This is a genomic window from Burkholderia sp. Bp9099 (assembly GCF_003857805.1).
GTDB lineage: Bacteria > Pseudomonadota > Gammaproteobacteria > Burkholderiales > Burkholderiaceae > Burkholderia.
Genome location: NZ_QTPU01000009.1, coordinates 76626 through 94405, shown reverse-complemented (window position 1 = coordinate 94405; position 17780 = coordinate 76626). Strand labels below are relative to the sequence as shown.

Here is a 17780-nt window from a genome sequence, read left to right as displayed (position 1 = left end):
ATTGAAAAGGGTGAAGCGCTTTGGTGCGGATGACGGTGGCTGCACCGGGGCGAATGGCCTGTCTGGGCCGTCCGGACGGTGGTTCCGGGGTGAAGGTGAGATGCGGGTCAGGTTGAACGGATAATCGATTTTTGCCGAACCGGTTAATTCAATTTGCGGGCTGAGTGAGTCGTCAAACCCTGATTGAATTAGTCGGTTATTATCGAGCGCTCGAAATGCGCTCGCCCGCGCCATTGATTACGTCTACCGAACGGTGATTCCGATGACGATGCTGCCTTCCCGCCTGCCGCTGATCCAGGCTCCGATGGTCGGTTCCCTGAGCCCGCTGACGATTGCGGTCTGCGAGGCGGGCGGGCTCGGCTCGCTCGCATGCGCGGCACTCGGCCCGCAGCAGTTGCGCGACGAAATCGCGGCGATCCACGCACGCACGCCGGCGCCGTTCAACGTCAACTTCTTCTGTCATGCGCCGCCCGCGCCCGATGCCGAGGTCGACGCGCGCTGGCGCGCGGCGCTGGCCGGCTACTACGCGGAAGCCGGGCTCGATGCGGCCGACGTGAAGGGCGGCCCCGGTCGCGCGCCGTTCGACGACGCGATGTGCGCGGTCGTCGAGGAACTGCGCCCGGCCGTCGTGAGCTTCCATTTCGGTTTGCCGGACGAAGCACTGCTCGAACGGGTGCGGCGCACGGGCGCGTTGATCGTCTCGTCCGCGACGACCGTCGAGGAAGCGCGCTGGCTCGATGCGCGCGGCGTCGATGCGATCGTCGCGCAGGGCGCCGAGGCGGGCGGGCATCGCGGGATGTTCCTGACCGACGACATCCACGCGCAGCCGGGCCTGTTCGCGCTGCTGCCGCAGCTCGTCGACGCGGTGCGCGCGCCGGTGATCGCCGCCGGCGCGATCGCCGATGGCCGCGGCATCGCGGCCGCGTTCGCGCTCGGCGCACGCGCGGTGCAGATCGGCACCGGCTACCTGCTGACGCCGCAAGCCGGCCGCTCGACGCAGCACCGCGCGGCGCTGCGGGCCGCACGCGACGACGGCACGCGCGTGACCAACCTCTACACGGGCCGCCCCGGACGCGGCCTGCTGACGCGCTTCATGCGCGAGCAGGGGCCGATGAGCGCGCTTGCGCCCGCGTTCCCGCTCGCGACGGCGGCAGTCGATCCGCTGCGCGTCGCGTTCGAGCGGCAGGGGCGCGACGATTTCTCGCTGCTGTGGTCGGGCGAGGCCGCGGCACTCGCGCGGGAAGAGGATGCCGGGGTGCTGACCCGGCGGCTGTGGGACGACGCGATCGCGTGCGCGGCGGGGTTGTGCGACGCATTCCCGCAGGCCGTTTGAGCGGGTGCGCGACGCGCTGCGGGAAACGGGCCCGAACGGGCCCTGAATACGGCACGGAAAGCGCCCCGGGGCGGGGGCATCGGCGTATCATCCGGTTTTTCGTCAGCCCTATCCAGGCACCCCACCATGACCTCCGTCGACACTACCCCCGTCCTCGACCATGACAAGCTCGTTACCTTCGTCGAGCGCAAGTGGAACGATGAAATCCTCCACGCACTGACCGACTACATCGCGATTCCCGCGAAGAGCCCCGCCTTCGACCCCGACTGGGCGAAGCGCGGCTATCTCGAACGGGTCGTCACCGATGCCGCGCAGTGGGCCGAACGCCAGCCGGTGAAAGGCCTGAAGCTCGAGATCGTGCGCTTGCCCGGCCGCACGCCGGTGATCTTCTTCGAAACCCCCGCAACTCGCTCGGGCAGCACCGACACGATCCTGCTGTACGGCCACCTCGACAAGCAGCCCGAATTCGACGGCTGGCGCGCGGACCTCGGCCCGTGGACGCCGAAGTTCGAGAACGGCAAGCTGTACGGCCGCGGCGGCGCGGACGACGGCTACGCGATCTACGCGAGCCTCGCCGCGCTCGGCGCGCTCGACGAGCAGGGCGTCGAACGCCCGCGCTGCGTCGGCCTGATCGAGACCTGCGAGGAGTCGGGCAGCTACGACCTGCTGCCGTACGTCGATGCGCTGCGCGACCGGCTCGGCCAGGTGTCGCTCGTCGTGTGCCTCGATTCGGGCGCCGGCAACTACGACCAGATGTGGCTCACGACGTCGCTGCGCGGGCTGGTGTCCGGCGACCTGCAGGTCGAGGTGCTCGAGGAGGGTGTTCACTCGGGCGTGTTCGGCGGCATCGCGCCGTCGAGCTTCCGCGTGATGCGCCAGCTGTTCGAGCGCCTGGAAGACGCGAAGAACGGCAACCTGCTGCCGGGCGTGTTCCATTGCGAGATTCCCGACAGCCGCGTGCGCGAAGCCGACGCGACCGCCGCGATCCTCGGCGACGCCGTATGGAAGGGGCTGCCGTGGGCATGCGGCGCGGACGGCAAGCCGGTGCTGCCGACCACCACCGATCCGCGCGAGGCGCTGTTGAACTCGACGTGGCGTCCGTCGCTGTCGGTGACGGGCGCGGCCGGCCTGCCGGCGCTCGCCGACGCGGGCAACGTGCTGCGTCCGCGCACCGCGTTCAAGCTGTCGCTGCGCCTGCCGCCGCTGGTCGATGCCGCTCAGGCCGTGCAGCAGCTGAAGGAACTGCTCGAACTCGATCCGCCGTACAACGCGAAGGTCACGTTCAAGCCGGATGCGGGCGCCGCGACCGGCTGGAGCGCGCCGGATCTCGCGCCGTGGCTCGCGTCGTCGCTCGACGCCGCGTCGCGCCGCCACTTCGGCGCGGACTGCGCGTACATGGGCCTCGGCGGCACGATCCCGCTGATGAACGTGCTGCAGGCCGGCTTCCCGTCCGCGCAGTTCATGGTGTGCGGCGTGCTCGGGCCGAAGTCGAATGCGCACGGCCCGAACGAGTTCCTGCACGTGCCGTACGCGAAGAAGCTGACCGCGGCGGTGGCGGACGTGATCGCGTCCGCGCGCTGAGCGTTCGCGCTGTTTGTCCCGACCCGACCGGATCCAACCCGACCTGACGGAGCCTTGCCGATGACCGCGCTGCCGACCCCCGATACCGACCCGCTGCGCATGCGCGCCGAACCGCTGCACGCGTTCGTCGCGGCACTCTGGGAGCGGGTCGGCAGCAGCGAGCGCGAGGCGCGGCTCGTCGCCGATCACCTGGTCGGCGCGAATCTGGCCGGGCACGATTCGCACGGGATCGGGATGATCCCGAACTACGTCGCGTCGTGGCGGGAAGGGCAGTTGCAGTTGAACGGGCACGCGTCGATCGTCCGCGACGGCGGCGCGGTGCTCACCATCGACGGCGGACGCGGCTTCGGCCAGGTGATCGCATTCGAGGCGATGGTCGAAGGCATCGAGCGCGCGCGACGCATGGGCATCTGCGCGATCGGGCTGCGCGACGTCCATCACCTCGGCCGCATCGGGCACTGGGCCGAGCAGTGCGCGCGCTCGGGGCTCGTGTCGTTCCATTTCGTCAACGTGCCGGGCGACTTGCTCGTCGCGCCGCTGCACGGCACCGATCCGCGCTTCGGCACGAATCCGTTCTGCGCCGCGTATCCGCGCGCGGGGCGGCCGCCGCTGCTGCTCGATTTCGCGACGAGCGCGATCGCGTACGGCAAGACGCGGGTCGCGTACAACCAGGGCAAGCGCGTGCCGGCCGGGTCGCTGATCGACCATCGCGGCCAGCCGACCGACGATCCGGCCGTCATGCACGAGCAGCCGTTCGGCGCGCTGCTGCCGTTCGGGCTGCACAAGGGGTATGCGCTGGCCGCGATGTGCGAGATCTTCGGCGGCGCGCTGGTCGGCGGGCATACGACCTACGGCGACACGCTGCAGAAGACGAGCGCGATCGTCAACGGGATGCTGTCGGTGCTGATCGATCCTGACGCGTTCGATGCGGCCGATGCGCAGCGCGAAGCCGATGCGTTCGTCGAATGGGCGAAGGCGTCGCCGCAGGCGGGCGATGCGCCGGTGCGGATGCCCGGCGAGCCGGAGGAGGCGAGCCGCGCCGCACGCGGCGTGGACGGCATTCCGGTCGATCGCGCGACGTGGCGGCAGATCCGCGAGAGCGCGGCGGCCGTCGGCTTCGACGACGCGGAACTCGACGTGTGGACACAGCGCTGCACGGAGCCCGCATGAGCTGGCAATCGGAGAAGGCGCACGGCGAGGAGATCGCGTACCGGCTCGCGCCGCTCGGCAAGGTAGAGGTCGCGCGGTTCTTCAGCGGCGCCGCGATGCGGCTCGACGGCGTGATGTTCGGCTTCATGTCGCGCGGGTCGCTGTTCCTGCGCGTCGACGACGTGAACCGTCCCGCGTTCGTGGCGGCAGGGATGGGGCCGTTCTCGTATGAGCGCCCTACGCGCACCGTTGCGCTCGAGGGTTATTACGAAACGCCGGCCGACGTGCTGGAGGATGCGGGCGCGCTGTTCGACTGGTGCCGCGGCGCGTATCGGGCGGCGTTGCTGGCGGGGGCGCCGAAGCGCAAGGCGAAGGGGAAGGCGGCGCCGAAGCCGCCTGCGGAGCCGAAGACGGCAGCGGCGTCAACGCCGGCTGAGAAACGGAGTGTGAAGCCGGCTGCGAAAGCGTCCGCGAATCCGTCGGGGAAAGCGCCCGCGAAACCGTCCGCGAAAGCGGCGCCGAAACCTGTTTCGAAACGGGCCACGAAATCCGTGGCGAAGCGCAAGCAACCGTAGCGCCGGCCGCCCATCGTCGCTGCGCGACGATTTACGTTGTCCTGAGTTTGCGACTCGCGAAGCGTGGGGAGATGCGCCAGATTCCTGCCAACCGCACGGGATGTACGAAAGCATCAACCTTGCCGAACCGTGCGTGCGTCATGCTTCACAACGGCGGCTACGGCGTTTATGATCGGCGCGGATCGCGTCCGCGTCTGGCGCGACCCGCGCCGGCCGTGTCGCCGGCCTCGCGAACGGCGCATCGAAAGCCGCGCGAATGATTCCCCACTCATCGTTCCAGACGGAGACAACCGATGCTCGTCCTGATTCTCGGTTTAGCGATCTTCCTCGGTGTGCATTCGATTCGGATCGTCGCGGACGGCTGGCGATCCGCGACCATCGAGCGGATCGGCGAGAAACGCTGGAAGGGCCCCTATGCGATCGCGTCGATCGTCGGCTTCGTGCTGATCATCTGGGGTTACGGGATCGCGCGCCAGGGCGGGACGCTGCTGTGGGTGTCGCCCGTCGGCGTTCGCCATCTCACCGGCATGCTGACCGCGATCGCGTTCGTGCTGATCGCCGCATCCTACGCGCCGCGCAACCGCATCAAGACGCTCGTCGGCCATCCGATGGTGGCCGGCGTGATGGTATGGGCGATCGCGCACCTGCTCGCGAACGGCACGCTGCACGCGGTCGTGCTGTTCGGCGCATTCTTCGTGTGGTCGCTGGTCGATTTCGTCGTGTGGCGCGCGCGCGATCGCCGCAACGGCGTCCGCTATCCGGCCGGCAGCCTGTCGGGCGATGCCGTGACGATCGTCGCCGGGCTCGTCGTATGGGCCGTCTTCGCTTGGTTCCTGCACGGCCCGCTGATCGGCGTGCGGCCGTTCGGTTGAACGCGCGCGCCTGCAAGCATTGACGAGCGGGGCGCGCAGGCCGCCCGCCGCGCCCGCGAATCCGCCGCGACATCGAGGCGGGCGCATTGCCCGCCATCGCTCGGCGCACGGGGCGCCTGCCCATCGATGGCGAGTTTGTCGCGACCGACGGCATGCGTGCCGTCGGCGCGATCGGGGCGCGCGCGTCAGATCGGCTTGACGAACAGCCCCACGGTCAGCGCGGCGCCGATGCAGACGATCGCAATCCGCAGCACGCGTTCGTTCACGCGGTGCAGCGCCCACGCGCCGAGCAGGCCGCCGACGATCGCGCCGCCGCCGAGCGCGATCGCCGCCTGCCAGTGGAGGTGCGGCGAGGTCAGGAACAGCACGACCGCCGACGCGTTCATCACGCCCGCGAGTGCGTTCTTGGTCGACATCGCGTGACGCGGCGACAGGCCGGCCATCGTCAGCGCGGCCATCATCAGGAAGCCGATGCCGCCGCCGAAGTAGCCGCCGTAGATCGCGATCAGGAACTGCGAGATCGCGGCCGTGACGGGGCCGACATGCTGCGTGCCGGCGCCGGTCTTGCGGAAGAAGCTGCCCCATGCGAACACGACCGTCGCGAACAGCACGAGCCACGGCACGAGGTGCGAGAAGATCGACGACGGGGTTTTCAGCAGCAGCAGGCCGCCGAGCGCGCCGCCGACCACGCTGATCGCGAACAGCGCGCGAAACGACAGCTTGCCCGCGCCGCGCACCATGTTCCGGCTGGCCCAGCCCGTCGTGACCTGGCCGGGAAACAGCGCGACCGTCGACGTGATGTTCGCCGCGAGCGGCGACATTCCCGACACGATCAGCGCGGGCAGCGTGACGAACGAGCCGCCGCCCGCGAGGGCGTTTTGCAGGCCGGCCCACAGGCCGGCGACGATGATGAGGGCGAGCATTGGTGCGGAAGCGGAGAAGTGGCGGGGCGCGCGGGTACGCGCGATGGTCGCCCGATGGTAATGCAGGATCGCGGCGGCGCAAAGCGGGCCGGCGCGCGGCGTTGCGGGGGCGCGGGAGCGCGGGCGATCGACGTGGGGCGTTGCGTCGGGCATGACGCTTTCGCGCCATTTCGCGTTTCGCCCGCGCCGTCACGCACCCGACCGGTGTCGCGTCACGCGTTCGGCTGCGTGTCGGCGTTTCCGCTGGCGCATCGCCTTCGACGTCCGGATAGACGATCGTACCGTCGTCCCGGATCACCGCGCCGGCAGTAAGACGCGTGGGCTCCACGCGGTTCTTGCCCATGATGTGCAGCACTGTTTCGCCGCGCGCGATCAGGTAGTCGGACACGATGCGCCGATGACAGCGCCACGACATGGCTTCCGAACGCATGATCGTGCAAAGCTGCCGGTGCCCTTGCGCGATCAGCTGTCGAGGCCCGCTCGAAACTCGGGCGACAGCGCGTAATCGGCGTAGCGATGGAAACTGCGGTTCGTCCAGAAGTCGTTGACGTCGTCGGGCACGCCGAGCGACTTGCCTCGCAGGCCGCCGAGTGCGGCGATGTGCTCGTAGGCGATGGCGGCCGCGGCCAGCTCGCCGGGAAGCGTTGCTTCGTTGAACTGCGGATTCGTGCGCGAACGCGTCATCTTCCGGATATCGGCGAGCAGCGCGATGTCGGACGCGTCGAGCATCTCGATGAACGCGTCGAGCGTGCGGTTCGAATGGCCGATCGTGTAGAACGGGAGCGCCACGAATCGTCCTTGCCGGCAACGCGTTCGAGCACGTGCCCGCGGTGCGCGGCGATGTGGTCGGTGCGGTCGCTCCTGATCTCGTATTGCGGATCGTCGGGCGATGCGTGTTCGCGATGACCCTTGTAGTCGAAATCCTGCGTGTGGATCGCGATGGTCGTGCCGGTCACGTAACCGGCTTCGGAATTCCAGCGGACGTGGTCGCCCGGCTTGAATGGCGTCGTCATGCGGGGAGCCTCGTTGCATCGGTGCGGTGTCGTCGGTCGTTGCCGTACGCGTTATCGGCGCTCGCCGGGCATGGAAAAAGATACGGGCGGCGGGGGCGTGCCGGGCTGCGGACGCAAGCGTCGTGCCGGCGCCCTGCGAGCCTTCATTTTCCCAACGACGACGATCCCATCCTCCCGCTTGCCTCCGTGAAATTGACGTGCTAATTTTTCATGAAATTGGACGACTGAAATTTCACGGGAGCCCGCATGTTCGTGCAGTCCGACCGTCACGTCGCAAGCTACTACGCCGGCACCTACCCGGCGCCGATCCCGCGGCGTCCCGAACTGGACGAACGCATCGACGCCGACGTGCTGGTCGTCGGCGCGGGCTTCAGCGGGCTGCACACGGCGTTGCGCCTGGCGCTCGCGGGCAAGCGCGTGGTGGTGCTCGAAGCGAGCCGCGTCGCGTGGGCCGCATCGGGCCGCAACGGCGGACAGGCGCTGCTCGGCTGGTCGTGCGACATGCAGCCGCTCGAGGATTCGCTCGGCCGCGACGGCGCGCGCATGCTGTGGGACAGCATGCGCTGGGCCGCGGCCGAAGTGCGCGAACTGCCCGCGCGGCACGGCTTCGACATCGACTATCGGCCCGGCAGCCTGTGGGCCGCGGTGCGGCCGCGTCGCGTTGCGCTGCTCGCACAGGCCCGCGACGAAGCCGCGCAGCGCTGGGGCTACGACCGGCTGCGCGTGATCGGGCAGGACGAGATGCCCGAGTGGATCGGCAGCGCGCGCTATCTCGCCGCGCTCTACGATCCCGAGGCCGGCCATCTGAATCCGCTGAAGCTCGCGCTCGGTCTCGCGCAGACGATCGAACGGGCCGGCGGCCGCATCTTCGAGCAAAGCCGCGTGCTCGACTGTCGCGAGACGGCCGGCGGTCACGTCGCACGCACCGCGCACGGCGAAGTGCGCGCGGACGTGCTGGTGCTCGCGTGCAACGCGTACGTCGACCGGCTCGATCCCGAGCTGTCGCGCCGGTTGCTGCCGGTCGGCACCTACCAGGTCGCGACCGCGCCGCTTTCGGCGGACGTCGCCCGCTCGCTGCTGCCGCAGAACAGCTGTGTGATCGACAACCAGTTCGTGCCCGACTACTTCCGCCTGAGCCCCGACAACCGTCTGCTGTTCGGCGGCGGCTGCACGTATCTCGGCGGGATTCCGGCCGACATCGCGGCCGCGACGCGCCCGCATCTAGAACGCGTGTTCCCGCAACTGGCCGGCGTGCCGCTCGACTACGTATGGGGCGGTCACATCGACATCAGCATGCGCCGCACGCCCGACATCGGCCGCCGCGGCCAGCGTTTATGGCTGCAGGGCTTCTCGGGGCACGGCGTGCTGCCGACGCTCGCGGGTGCGCGCGCGGTCGCCGATGCCGTGCTCGGCGACGATCGCCTGCTCGCGCAGTACCAGCGCATCCGCAACCCGCGCTTTCCCGGCGGCGACCGCCTCGCCGCGCCGCTGGAAGCGATCGGCAAGGCCTGGTACCGTTTGCGCGATACCGTCTGACGTACCGGAACTCATCATGAACGAACAGGAAGAGATAGAAAGTCTGGCGATCCTGATCCGCGACCTGCGCAAGCATCGCAAGGTCACGCTCAACGATCTCGCGGAACGGATCGGCCGCTCGGTCGGCTTTCTGTCGCAGGTCGAGCGCGGGCTGTCGCGCCCGACGGTCGCGGATCTCACCGCGATCGGCGAGGTGCTCGGCGTGCCGACGACGTATTTCTACAGCCTGAGCAAGCCGCGCAGCGTGCCGTGGGTCACGCGGCCCGACGAGCGGCGCACCGTGTATTACGCGGCCGGCATCACGGACATCCTCGTGTCGCCGAACATGCGCTCGCGCTTCTCGATCCTCGAGAGCCATCTCGCGCCCGGCGCGAGCAGCGGCGAGCGCTCCGTCGACGACAGCGACGAGCAGGGCGGCTTCGTGCTCGAAGGCGAGCTGACGATCTGGATCGACGGCGACGACACGCCCGTCACGCTCGGCCCGAACGATGCATTCCAGCTTCCCGCGCACAAGCGGTTTCGTTACGCGAACCTGGGCGACGCGCCGGCGCGCGTGATCTGGGTGTTCACCTGAGTTGGCCGGCGGGCGGTCCCACGGATCGTCGCGCCGTGCTGCTGGTTTGCAGTACTGATCGACATCGGGCATGTGGCGTGCCGCATGCCGATGAGTCCGGTTCGCCGCGCCGCGGCACCGTCATACAAGACATGGAAAGGATGAGACATGGCAGACGTCGTTCCCGTGCTGGTCGATGAAGTCCGCGCATTCCGGCAGGCGCATCCCGAGATCCGTTATGTCGACCTGATCTGTCTCGACCTGCCGGGCCATTTCTACGGCAAGCGTTATCCGATCGATGCGCTCGAGAAGGTCGCGTCGGGCTCGCTGCTGAAGCTGCCGCAGAACTGCGTGCTGCTCGGCACGCAGGGCGGCCTCTACAAGATCGGCGATTACTGCTTCAACGACGGCGACCCCGACGCGCCGCGCCGCCTGATTCCCGGCACGCTGAAGCCGGTGCGCTGGGAGCGGCAGCCGCTCGCGCAGATGCTGATCAGCTCCGACGGCACGGACGCGCCGATCGAGTTCGAGCCGCGCGAGGTGCTGGCGCGCGTGCTGCGGCGGTTCGCGGCGCGCGGCATCCGGCCGGTCGTCGCGTTCGAGCTCGAGTTCTACCTGTTCGCCGCGCAACTCGCGGACGGGCTGCCGCAGTACCCGCGCGACCGCTTGAGCGACGATCGCGACGACCAGCCGAACATGCACATCGAACGCCTGTCGCGGTTTTCCGATGTGCTGCACGAGATGGTCGAGGCCGCGCGCGAGCAGGGCGTCGACGCGACGGTGATCACGGCCGAGCTCGGGCCCGGCCAGTTCGAGATCAACTTCGGCCATACCGACGACGCGCTGCGCGCGGCCGACTGGTCGGCGCTGTTCTGCCGCAGCACGCGCGGCGTCGCGCTGCAGCACGGCTATCGTGCGAGCTTCATGGGCAAGCCGTACCTGCATGCGCCGGGCAGCGGGATGCACGTGCACGTGAGCCTGTATGACGACGCGGGCCGCAACCTGCTCGCAGCGGACGCGCAGCGGCCGCTGCGGCATGCGGTGGCCGGCTGCCTCGCGCTGCTGCCGCACTGCATGCCGGTATTCGCGCCGAACCACAATGCGTTCCGCCGCTACGGCTCGATGGTGAATGCGGCGAGCCGTGCAAGCTGGGGCTTCGAGGATCGCGACGCGTGCATCCGGATTCCGGAATCGGATGCGCGCAATCTGCGCATCGAGCATCGGCTCGCGAGCGCGGACGCGAATCCGTACCTGGTGCTCGCGGCCATCCTGTCCGGGATGGAGCATGGGCTCGACGCACGGATCGAGCCGATCGCGCCGCTCAACGACGATCGCGGCAGCGGGATCGATTTCCCGAAGGAGATGCTGTCGGCCGTCGCGGCGATGCAGGATCACGCGGCCGTGCGCGACGGGCTCGGCAGTGAATTCGTGATGGTGTATTGCGAGAACAAGCGGCAGGAGGAACTGGATTTTCGCAACGAGATCGGGGCGCGCGAGTATCGGTGGTTTCTTTGACGTGCTGCGCCGACCGGCGAGGACTATGGAAGTACGCGCCAGTAGCGCACTTCGTCGATCGGCGTCCCGTCGATGTCGAACGTCTTGATGTCGCTTTCGGCGACGAAGCCTTCACGTTCGTAGAACGCGCGCGCGCGGCGGTTCTCGACGATTGCCCAGAGCGACACCCATGCATGCCCCCCGTCGTGCAGCGACCGGCAAGCATGCCGGACCAGCGCCGTGCCGATTCCTTTGCCGCAATGCAGCGGATGCAGATAGATCGCGTGGATTTCACCCCACGCGCGATCCTTGTCGGCGTCGCGCGTCGCGCCGTACGCGACCCAGCCCGTCACGCCGTCTGCGTCGAATGCGACCGTGACGCGCGCTTCGCCTGCCGCGAGCGCGTGGTGCCAGAAGTCGGTACGTTGTTCGACCGACAAACCTGCAAGGAACGACGCCGGCATGATGCCGTCGTAGGTTGCCCGCCACGATGCGACGTGGATCGCGGCGATGGCTGCGGCATCGGCCGGCGTGGCTGCGCGGATGGCGATCGTGGTCGTGTTCGAGGGCATGCGTGCGTGGTTTGACCGGTTGCGGGATACAACGATGAAGCAGCCCCGTTCAACGCCGTGAATCGGGCGTGCATGCAGGTGCGGTGTCGCGCCGCACCTGCACCGTCCTTACTCGCCGAGCTTCGCCGTCACGCACCCCGTGCTCGAGCATTCGCGCTCGCGTTCGCGCAGGAACGACAGGCGCGATTGCGTGAAGTCGATCGCGCATTGCAGGTTCACGAGATAGCCGTCGTCGCGCGTTTCGCTGCAGCGGTCGTCGCGCCGCTTCATCCACGCGAGCTGGCCGGTCTTCAGCTTCGCCTGCTGGTCGCCGCTCAGTTGCTTGCGCACGCGGCCGTACTCGTCGTTCAGTTCGCGGTCGACCTGCGAGAACTCGTTGCTGCTGCAGTAGACCTGGTCGAACGCACTGCGCGGTTTGCCGCAGCCGGCCGCCTGCGCGGAGAACGGCACGGCAAGCGCGAGCAGCGTGCAGGATACGAGCAGATTCTTCTTCATTGTGGTGCTCCTCACTGGGTGAAAACCGTTGAAACCGACCGGCGGCGCCTTTACCTGGCCGCCGTACATGCGTCGATCCCGCTCGCGATCGCGGTGGCAAGGCGCTGGATCGTCTCGCGCTGCGCGAGTCGCTTTTCCTCGTCGGGATTGACGATCACGCCCGCCTCGACCAGAACGGCCGGGATCGGCGCGGTACGCAGCACGACGAGATCGTCGAAGCGGTGGATGCCGAGTTGCGGATCGATCAGCGGGCGGTTCTCGCCCTTGATCGGCTGCGCGTGATACAGCGACGGCCGTTCGCCGGCCGCGACCAGGCGTTCGGCGATCGCCTTCGCGCAACGCAGGCTTTCCGTGTAGTGCGGATTGCGCTCGGACACGAACACGGCGAAACCGCGGAATTCGCGCTGCCGGCCCGCGTCGATGAACTGCTGCTGCATCGAATCGTGATGGATCGACGCGAACAGATTTGCGTCCGGCGCCTGCGTCGAGCGCTGGTCGAGCGCGATCTCGCGGCCGTCGGCCGACGTGCGCAGCACGCGATCGCCGTGCGCGGCGAGTGTCTCCGCGACGGCGGTGGACAGGTCGAGGTTGTACCGGTATTCGACGCGGCCGCTTGCGCCGGTGGCACCTGGGTGGGCCGGCGTATGGCCGGTGTCGACGACGACGTAGCGGCCGGAGGCCGGCTGCGCGTCCGGACCTGCCGCATCGGCCGCATGCAGCGCGAGCGGCGCGCCGAGCAGCGGGCCGCATGCGAGCAGGCGCGCGGCGGCGCGCACGAACGGACGAAGGCGTCGAAGGGTTCGGTTTGTCATTGTTGTTGTCGAGGAGGGCATGCGGCGCGTCGCCTGGCGCGCACCGTCGGCCTGCTCAATGCAGTCGGAATGTCGCGCGATTATAGCGGTTGCCGGCGGCGCCGCAATGACGGAAGGCGCGGCGTCGCGCGCGCCGGAAACCGGCGCTCAGGCGAGCACGCGCCGGGCCGCGAGCATGCCCCAGTACGATGCTTCCTCGAACAGCGACAGCCCGGACAGGTCCGCATGCGCGAACACGACGGGGCCATCGGCCTCGCGCAGCGCGAGCAGCCCCGGCCGGCTCAGGAAGCCGACATCGGGTGTCGCCATCGCGTGGCCGCGCACGGTGATCTCGAGCGCCGTCGCGTGCTTCCACAGTTCGCGTCCGTAGACGGCCTGCAGGTCGATCGCCGCCTGTTCGCGCAAGGCATCGGGCTTTGCCTGGGCAAGCCAGCGGCGCGTGTCGTCCGGCGTTTGCGTACTCAACGCCTGATAGGCGGAGAACACGGAGCGGGTCGGCGGCGACATCCGGATCAGCTGGTGCGTCGACACGACATAGCCGAGCCCCGCGCCGTCGTAGACGACGTTGTCCCACGCGAGCGGCACGCCGGCTTCCTCGGCCGGCATCCCGTCGAGCAGGAAATTGGACACGAGCCACGGCGCGCGCGGCGGCAGGTCGCGCGTGGGATCGAAACCGTACGCGCACAACTGCGGAAACACGCGAGCCGCGACGAACAGCGGCATGGCGCTGACGACGCGCCGCGCCTTCAGCGTGAACGTCGACAGCGTGCCGTCGTCACCGACACGCGCACACAGCACGTCGACGCCGCCCGCGCGCTCGGTCGCGCGAACGGCGAAGCCGCGCCGCGACCACGCGTTCGAGCCGGTGCGCGCGGCGATCGAGTCGCTCAGCTTCGTCACCATCGTATGCAGCCCGTCGGGCCAGGTCAGCACGACGCCGTCGCCCGCGTCGCTCGCGTGGCCGCCGCGCGACGAGAAGTAGTGCAGGCCGGCCCACGCGGACACGTGCTCGTAACCCGCACCGTAGTCGTCGCGGCAGCAGTAGTTCAGGTACCAGTGCAGCGCGGTCGCGGTGTAGCCCTCGTCGAGCAGCCACTGCCTGAACGAGCGCCGGTCGAGCGCGCGCCAGCGCGGGTCGCGCGACGATTCCGCGAGCGGAATGCAGAACACCTTGCGGCCGTCCGCGCCGCGCGCGGAGCGCAGGCTGTCGGTGTAGGCGAAGAAGCGCGTTTGCTGCGCGAGCGCATCGGCGTCGAGGCCGGCCGTCGGCACGATGCCGTCCTGCCACTGGCCGCCGATGAACAGCCGTTCGTCGGGGGCGTGCACGAGCGCGCGTTCGTCGTACGCGGGTTGCGCGGAGAACGGCGCCGCTTCGATCACGCCGAGATCGGCGAGCATGTCGCGCAGATGTGCGGATTCGAGCGACGGCAGCGGCAGGTAGTGCGCGCCCTTCGGATAGCCGAGTTCGCCGAAGCGGCCGCCGGCCGCATTGCCGCCGAATTCGGGCCCGGCGAGCACGACGAAGCGTGTGTGTCCCGCGCGCGCGAGCTGCCACGCGCACGACAACCCGGCCGCGCCCGAGCCGAGGACCGCGACGTCGGTCTCGATCGTGCCGGAAGGCGGCGGCAGCGCCGCGTGGTCGCGCAGCGCATGGCCTTCGCGCATGCCGGGGTAGCCGACGCGCGGCGTCGTCTCGAGCCAGCCGGTGCGGCCGCACGCGGCGAGCGACGCCGCCGCGGACGCGACGAGGAACGTGCGGCGATCCATCAGCGCAGCACGTGCTTCCAGTCGTCGTCGAAGCGGCGCACGAGCGGCTGGTCGTTGAGTTCGTTCGGCGACATCGGCAGCGCCGGCATGTCGGCCGGGAAGTGGAACATCTCGGCGGCCGTCTGCGCGTCGAGCCAGCGCGTCGGCACCGAATAGCGTGTCGGCACGGTGAAGTCGCGACGCTTGCCGGCGATCACGAACCCCCAGTCGCCGAACGACGGCACGTAGCAGTGGTACGGCCAGGTGTTGAGCCCGGCTTCGCGCAGCGTCGCGATGATCGTCCAGTACGCGTGCGGCGCGAAGTACGGCGACGTCGACTGGATCACCGCATAGCCGTTCTCGGACAGGTGGCGCGCGAGCAGCCGGAACACCGGCACCGAATACAGCCGGCCGAGCCCGAAGTTGGTCGGATCGGGGAAGTCGACGACGATCGCGTCATACACGTCGGCGTTCGATTCGAGCCAGCGCACCGCATCGTCGTTGATCACCTGCACGCGCGGGTCCTTCAGCGAACCCTGGTTCAGCTTCACGAGCGGCGCCGAAGTCGAGAACAGCTTCGTCATCGCGGGGTCGAGATCGACGAGCGTGATCCGTTCGAGATTGCGGTGCTTGAGCAGTTCGCGCACCGCGAGGCCGTCGCCGCCGCCGAGCACGAGCACGCGCTTCGCCCACGGCAGCGCCTCGATCGTCGGATGGATCAGCGCCTCGTGATAGCGATGCTCGTCGCGCGACGAGAACTGCAGGTTGCCGTTCAGGTACAGCCGCATGTCGTCGTGCCACTGCGTGAGCACGATGCGCTGGTACGGCGTCGTTTCCGAATAGATCGTCTCGTCGCCGTACACGCCGTGCTCGGCCCAGTGCGTGATGCGGTCCGACAGCGCGAAGCCGGCGACGAGCAGCCCGATCACGAGCGACGCGCGCATCAGCTTGCCGCGCACGTTGCGGATCTCGGCGCGGAACAGGTGCGTGGTCCACAGCGCGACGAACGCGTTCAGCAGCCCGAACAGGAAGCTCGTGCGCAACAGGCCGAGACGCGGCGCGAGCACGAGGGGGAAGATCAGCGACACGGCGAGCGAGCCGAGATAGTCGAAGGTCAGCACTTCGCTGACGGTATGGCGGAACGCCTGGCGGCGCTGCTGGAACGCGCGCATCACGAGCGGGATCTCCATCCCGATCAGCAGGCCGAGCGCGAGCACGAGCGCGTAGAGCGCCGCGCGGAAGGGCGCGGCCAGCCACGCGAACACCGCGAACAGCAGCGCTGCCGACACGCCGCCGAGCAGGCCGACGAGCAGCTCGATGTCGACGAAGCGGTCGAGCACGTCGTCGTCCTCGACGAACTTCGCGAGCCACGAGCCAATCCCCATCGCGAACAGGTAGCAGCCGATCACCGACGAGAACTGCAGGATCGAATCGCCGAGCAGGTAGCTCGACAGCGCGCTGCTGATCAGTTCGTAGCCGAGCCCGCACGACGCGAGCACGAGGATCGACAGGACGAGCGCGCGCTTATGCAGCATGGCGCGTCCGTTGTGCAGTGCTCGTCAATGTGGATATACTGGCGCGGATTTTCGTGGGGTGGCCCGCCATGGGCCGGCCTGAGACGGGGCGGCGAACCGAGCACAAAATCCGAGGAAAAGAATGAATAGTGCCTATCTTTATGCGGTTCATTTGCTGTCGGCGTTCGTGCTGCTTTTCGTGTTCGCGGCAGTGTACCTGAAGGTCACCCCGTTCGACGAACTGGCCTTGATCCGTGACGGCAACGCGGCCGCGACGCTGTCGTTCGGCGGCGCGCTGGTCGGCTTCTGCCTGACGCTCGCGTCCAGCATCGCGCACAACTCGACGCTCGGCGAAGTCGTGCTGTGGGCCGTCGGCGCGATGGCCGTGCAGCTCGTCACCTACGCGGTGCTGACCCGCCTGATTCCCGGCATGAACCATGCGATCGAGGATCGCAACGTCGCGATGGGTGGCCTGATGGGCACCGCGTCGCTCGTCGTCGGCATCATCAATGCCGCCTGCCTGACCTGACACGCCACGCGTCCTGGGAGACCGACATGAGTCTGGGTTCGTTTATCCGCAAGCAGTTCATCGACGTCCTGCAATGGACGGAAGACACCGACGGCGTGCTGGCCTGGCGCTATCCGATGGAAGACCAGGAGATCCAGTACGGCGGCCAGCTGACCGTGCGCGAAACGCAGGTCGCGATCTTCGTCAACGAAGGCAAGGTCGCCGACGTGTTCCAGCCCGGGCTGTACAAGCTGGAAACGCGCACGCTGCCGGTGCTCACGTACCTGAAGAACTGGGACAAGTTCTTTCAGTCGCCTTTCAAGTCGGATGTCTACTTCTTCAGCACGCGGCTGCAGCTCGGCCGGCGCTGGGGCACCGCGCAGCCGGTGACGATCCGCGATCGCGAATTCGGCTTCGTGCAGCTGCGCGCGTTCGGCATCTACTCGTACCGGATCGTCGATGCGGCCGCGTTCCACCGCGAGGTGAGCGGCACGCGCGCGCAGTACACGGTCGACGATCTCGAGCAGCAGCTGCGCAACCTGGTCGTCACCGCGATGAGCACGACGTTCGGTTCCGCCGACGTGCCGTTCGTCGATATGGCCGCGAACCAGACGCTGCTGTCGCAACGCGTCGCCGAGGCGCTGGTGCCGGTGTTCACGCGCTACGGCCTCGCGCTCGATGCATTCGCGGTCGAAAGCGTGTCGCTGCCGGCCGAGCTGCAGAAGGCGCTCGACCTGCGGATCGGCGCGGGGATGGCCGGCGATCTCGCCCGCGCGACGCAATACCAGACGGCGCAGGCGATTCCGCTGGCCGCGCAGAACCCGGGCGGCATCGCGAGTGTCGGCGCGGGGCTCGCGGCCGGCGCGGCGATCGGGCAGGCGATGGCCGGCCAGATCGCGGGCGCCGCGCAACCGGCGCCGGCCGCACCGCCCGCGCCCGTCGCGGCACCGGTTGCCGCCGCGCAGCCGGCCGCACCGGCCGAAGGGACCGATTACGTGCAACGCCTCGAACAGCTGAAGGCGCTGCTCGACAAGGGCCTCGTCACCGAAGAGGACTATGCGCGCGCGAAGGCGGACATCCTCGCGAAGCTCACCCGGTAAGCGT

At 68.8% G+C, this 17780-nt stretch carries 16 protein-coding genes and 2 pseudogenes; 10 read left to right on the top strand and 8 right to left on the bottom strand.

All coding sequences use genetic code 11. From position 1 onward, the window contains the following. The first annotated feature begins 262 nt into the window (after positions 1-262). From DIE17_RS12160 to DIE17_RS12140, 5 genes are all read left to right on the top strand, one after another. Complete coding sequence (locus tag DIE17_RS12160) at positions 263-1333, top strand: nitronate monooxygenase family protein (RefSeq protein ID WP_124522433.1); 1071 nt, start codon at positions 263-265, stop codon at positions 1331-1333. A 126-nt stretch (positions 1334-1459) separates the two neighbouring features. Then, positions 1460-2914, top strand: coding sequence for a M20 family metallopeptidase (locus tag DIE17_RS12155; RefSeq protein ID WP_124920882.1), 1455 nt, complete (start codon positions 1460-1462; stop codon positions 2912-2914). 60 nt (positions 2915-2974) lie between these two features. Beyond that, a complete protein-coding gene (locus DIE17_RS12150; protein ID WP_124920881.1) occupies positions 2975-4084 on the top strand; it encodes a malate/lactate/ureidoglycolate dehydrogenase in 1110 nt (369 codons plus the stop codon). Continuing rightward, complete coding sequence (locus DIE17_RS12145) at positions 4081-4638, top strand: TfoX/Sxy family protein (protein WP_124920880.1); 558 nt, start codon at positions 4081-4083, stop codon at positions 4636-4638. The genes DIE17_RS12150 and DIE17_RS12145 overlap by 4 nt, the downstream gene beginning before the upstream one ends. A gap of 293 nt (positions 4639-4931) precedes the next feature. Beyond that, complete coding sequence (locus DIE17_RS12140; RefSeq protein ID WP_124920879.1) at positions 4932-5510, top strand: NnrU family protein; 579 nt, start codon at positions 4932-4934, stop codon at positions 5508-5510. Positions 5511-5695: 185 nt separating this feature from the next. On the opposite strand, the gene DIE17_RS12135 is transcribed toward DIE17_RS12140, so the two are convergent. From DIE17_RS12135 to DIE17_RS12125, 3 genes and pseudogenes are all read right to left on the bottom strand, one after another. Continuing rightward, on the bottom strand, positions 5696-6433 hold the full coding sequence (locus DIE17_RS12135; protein WP_124485404.1) for a sulfite exporter TauE/SafE family protein: 738 nt from the start codon (positions 6431-6433) through the stop codon (positions 5696-5698). Between the two features lie 232 nt (positions 6434-6665). Further along, positions 6666-7222 (bottom strand): annotated as a pseudogene (locus tag DIE17_RS12130) (DUF488 family protein); the annotation flags it as partial. Continuing rightward, positions 7222-7446 (bottom strand): annotated as a pseudogene (locus DIE17_RS12125) (DUF2945 domain-containing protein); the annotation flags it as partial. The pseudogenes DIE17_RS12125 and DIE17_RS12130, both read right to left, overlap by 1 nt. A gap of 246 nt (positions 7447-7692) precedes the next feature. Here DIE17_RS12125 and DIE17_RS12120 point away from each other — a divergent pair. From DIE17_RS12120 to DIE17_RS12110, 3 genes are all read left to right on the top strand, one after another. After that, positions 7693-8982, top strand: a complete 1290-nt coding sequence (locus DIE17_RS12120) for an FAD-binding oxidoreductase (protein WP_124920878.1) — start codon at positions 7693-7695, stop codon at positions 8980-8982. A 16-nt stretch (positions 8983-8998) separates the two neighbouring features. Then, the gene (locus tag DIE17_RS12115) at positions 8999-9556 is read left to right on the top strand and encodes a helix-turn-helix domain-containing protein (RefSeq protein WP_124920877.1); all 558 of its coding nucleotides are present in this window, start codon (positions 8999-9001) and stop codon (positions 9554-9556) included. A gap of 147 nt (positions 9557-9703) precedes the next feature. Further along, positions 9704-11050, top strand: coding sequence for a glutamine synthetase family protein (locus DIE17_RS12110; RefSeq protein WP_044847930.1), 1347 nt, complete (start codon positions 9704-9706; stop codon positions 11048-11050). 23 nt (positions 11051-11073) lie between these two features. On the opposite strand, the gene DIE17_RS12105 is transcribed toward DIE17_RS12110, so the two are convergent. From DIE17_RS12105 to DIE17_RS12085, 5 genes are all read right to left on the bottom strand, one after another. Beyond that, complete coding sequence (locus tag DIE17_RS12105; RefSeq protein ID WP_124920876.1) at positions 11074-11601, bottom strand: GNAT family N-acetyltransferase; 528 nt, start codon at positions 11599-11601, stop codon at positions 11074-11076. A 108-nt stretch (positions 11602-11709) separates the two neighbouring features. Next, complete coding sequence (locus tag DIE17_RS12100; RefSeq protein WP_124920875.1) at positions 11710-12096, bottom strand: lysozyme inhibitor LprI family protein; 387 nt, start codon at positions 12094-12096, stop codon at positions 11710-11712. A 50-nt stretch (positions 12097-12146) separates the two neighbouring features. Next, a complete protein-coding gene (locus DIE17_RS12095; RefSeq protein WP_124920874.1) occupies positions 12147-12908 on the bottom strand; it encodes an N-acetylmuramoyl-L-alanine amidase in 762 nt (253 codons plus the stop codon). Between the two features lie 147 nt (positions 12909-13055). Then, positions 13056-14675 (bottom strand): FAD-dependent oxidoreductase, encoded by a 1620-nt coding sequence (locus DIE17_RS12090; protein ID WP_124920873.1) that lies wholly within the window; start codon positions 14673-14675, stop codon positions 13056-13058. Further along, positions 14675-16189 carry a polyamine aminopropyltransferase gene (locus DIE17_RS12085; protein ID WP_124522413.1) on the bottom strand — a complete coding sequence of 505 codons (1515 nt, stop codon included), beginning with the start codon at positions 16187-16189 and terminating at the stop codon, positions 14675-14677. Before DIE17_RS12085 ends, DIE17_RS12090 begins: the two co-directional genes overlap by 1 nt. Positions 16190-16310: 121 nt before the next feature. Between DIE17_RS12085 and DIE17_RS12080 the strand changes: the two genes are divergently transcribed. Next, positions 16311-16697, top strand: coding sequence for a DUF350 domain-containing protein (locus DIE17_RS12080; RefSeq protein ID WP_014898735.1), 387 nt, complete (start codon positions 16311-16313; stop codon positions 16695-16697). A gap of 26 nt (positions 16698-16723) precedes the next feature. Then, positions 16724-17776, top strand: coding sequence for an SPFH domain-containing protein (locus DIE17_RS12075; protein ID WP_124920872.1), 1053 nt, complete (start codon positions 16724-16726; stop codon positions 17774-17776). Positions 17777-17780: the final 4 nt, after the last annotated feature.

Coding starts and splice junctions, on each gene's coding strand:
- DIE17_RS12115 (WP_124920877.1), top strand. CDS start 8,999: ATGAACGAACAGGAAGAGATAGAAAGTCTGGCGATCCTGATCCGCGAC.
- DIE17_RS12120 (WP_124920878.1), top strand. CDS start 7,693: ATGTTCGTGCAGTCCGACCGTCACGTCGCAAGCTACTACGCCGGCACC.
- DIE17_RS12110 (WP_044847930.1), top strand. CDS start 9,704: ATGGCAGACGTCGTTCCCGTGCTGGTCGATGAAGTCCGCGCATTCCGG.
- DIE17_RS12155 (WP_124920882.1), top strand. CDS start 1,460: ATGACCTCCGTCGACACTACCCCCGTCCTCGACCATGACAAGCTCGTT.
- DIE17_RS12080 (WP_014898735.1), top strand. CDS start 16,311: ATGAATAGTGCCTATCTTTATGCGGTTCATTTGCTGTCGGCGTTCGTG.
- DIE17_RS12160 (WP_124522433.1), top strand. CDS start 263: ATGACGATGCTGCCTTCCCGCCTGCCGCTGATCCAGGCTCCGATGGTC.
- DIE17_RS12145 (WP_124920880.1), top strand. CDS start 4,081: ATGAGCTGGCAATCGGAGAAGGCGCACGGCGAGGAGATCGCGTACCGG.
- DIE17_RS12090 (WP_124920873.1), bottom strand. CDS start 14,675: ATGGATCGCCGCACGTTCCTCGTCGCGTCCGCGGCGGCGTCGCTCGCC.
- DIE17_RS12100 (WP_124920875.1), bottom strand. CDS start 12,096: ATGAAGAAGAATCTGCTCGTATCCTGCACGCTGCTCGCGCTTGCCGTG.
- DIE17_RS12075 (WP_124920872.1), top strand. CDS start 16,724: ATGAGTCTGGGTTCGTTTATCCGCAAGCAGTTCATCGACGTCCTGCAA.
- DIE17_RS12095 (WP_124920874.1), bottom strand. CDS start 12,908: ATGACAAACCGAACCCTTCGACGCCTTCGTCCGTTCGTGCGCGCCGCC.
- DIE17_RS12135 (WP_124485404.1), bottom strand. CDS start 6,433: ATGCTCGCCCTCATCATCGTCGCCGGCCTGTGGGCCGGCCTGCAAAAC.
- DIE17_RS12105 (WP_124920876.1), bottom strand. CDS start 11,601: ATGCCCTCGAACACGACCACGATCGCCATCCGCGCAGCCACGCCGGCC.
- DIE17_RS12150 (WP_124920881.1), top strand. CDS start 2,975: ATGACCGCGCTGCCGACCCCCGATACCGACCCGCTGCGCATGCGCGCC.
- DIE17_RS12140 (WP_124920879.1), top strand. CDS start 4,932: ATGCTCGTCCTGATTCTCGGTTTAGCGATCTTCCTCGGTGTGCATTCG.
- DIE17_RS12085 (WP_124522413.1), bottom strand. CDS start 16,189: ATGCTGCATAAGCGCGCGCTCGTCCTGTCGATCCTCGTGCTCGCGTCG.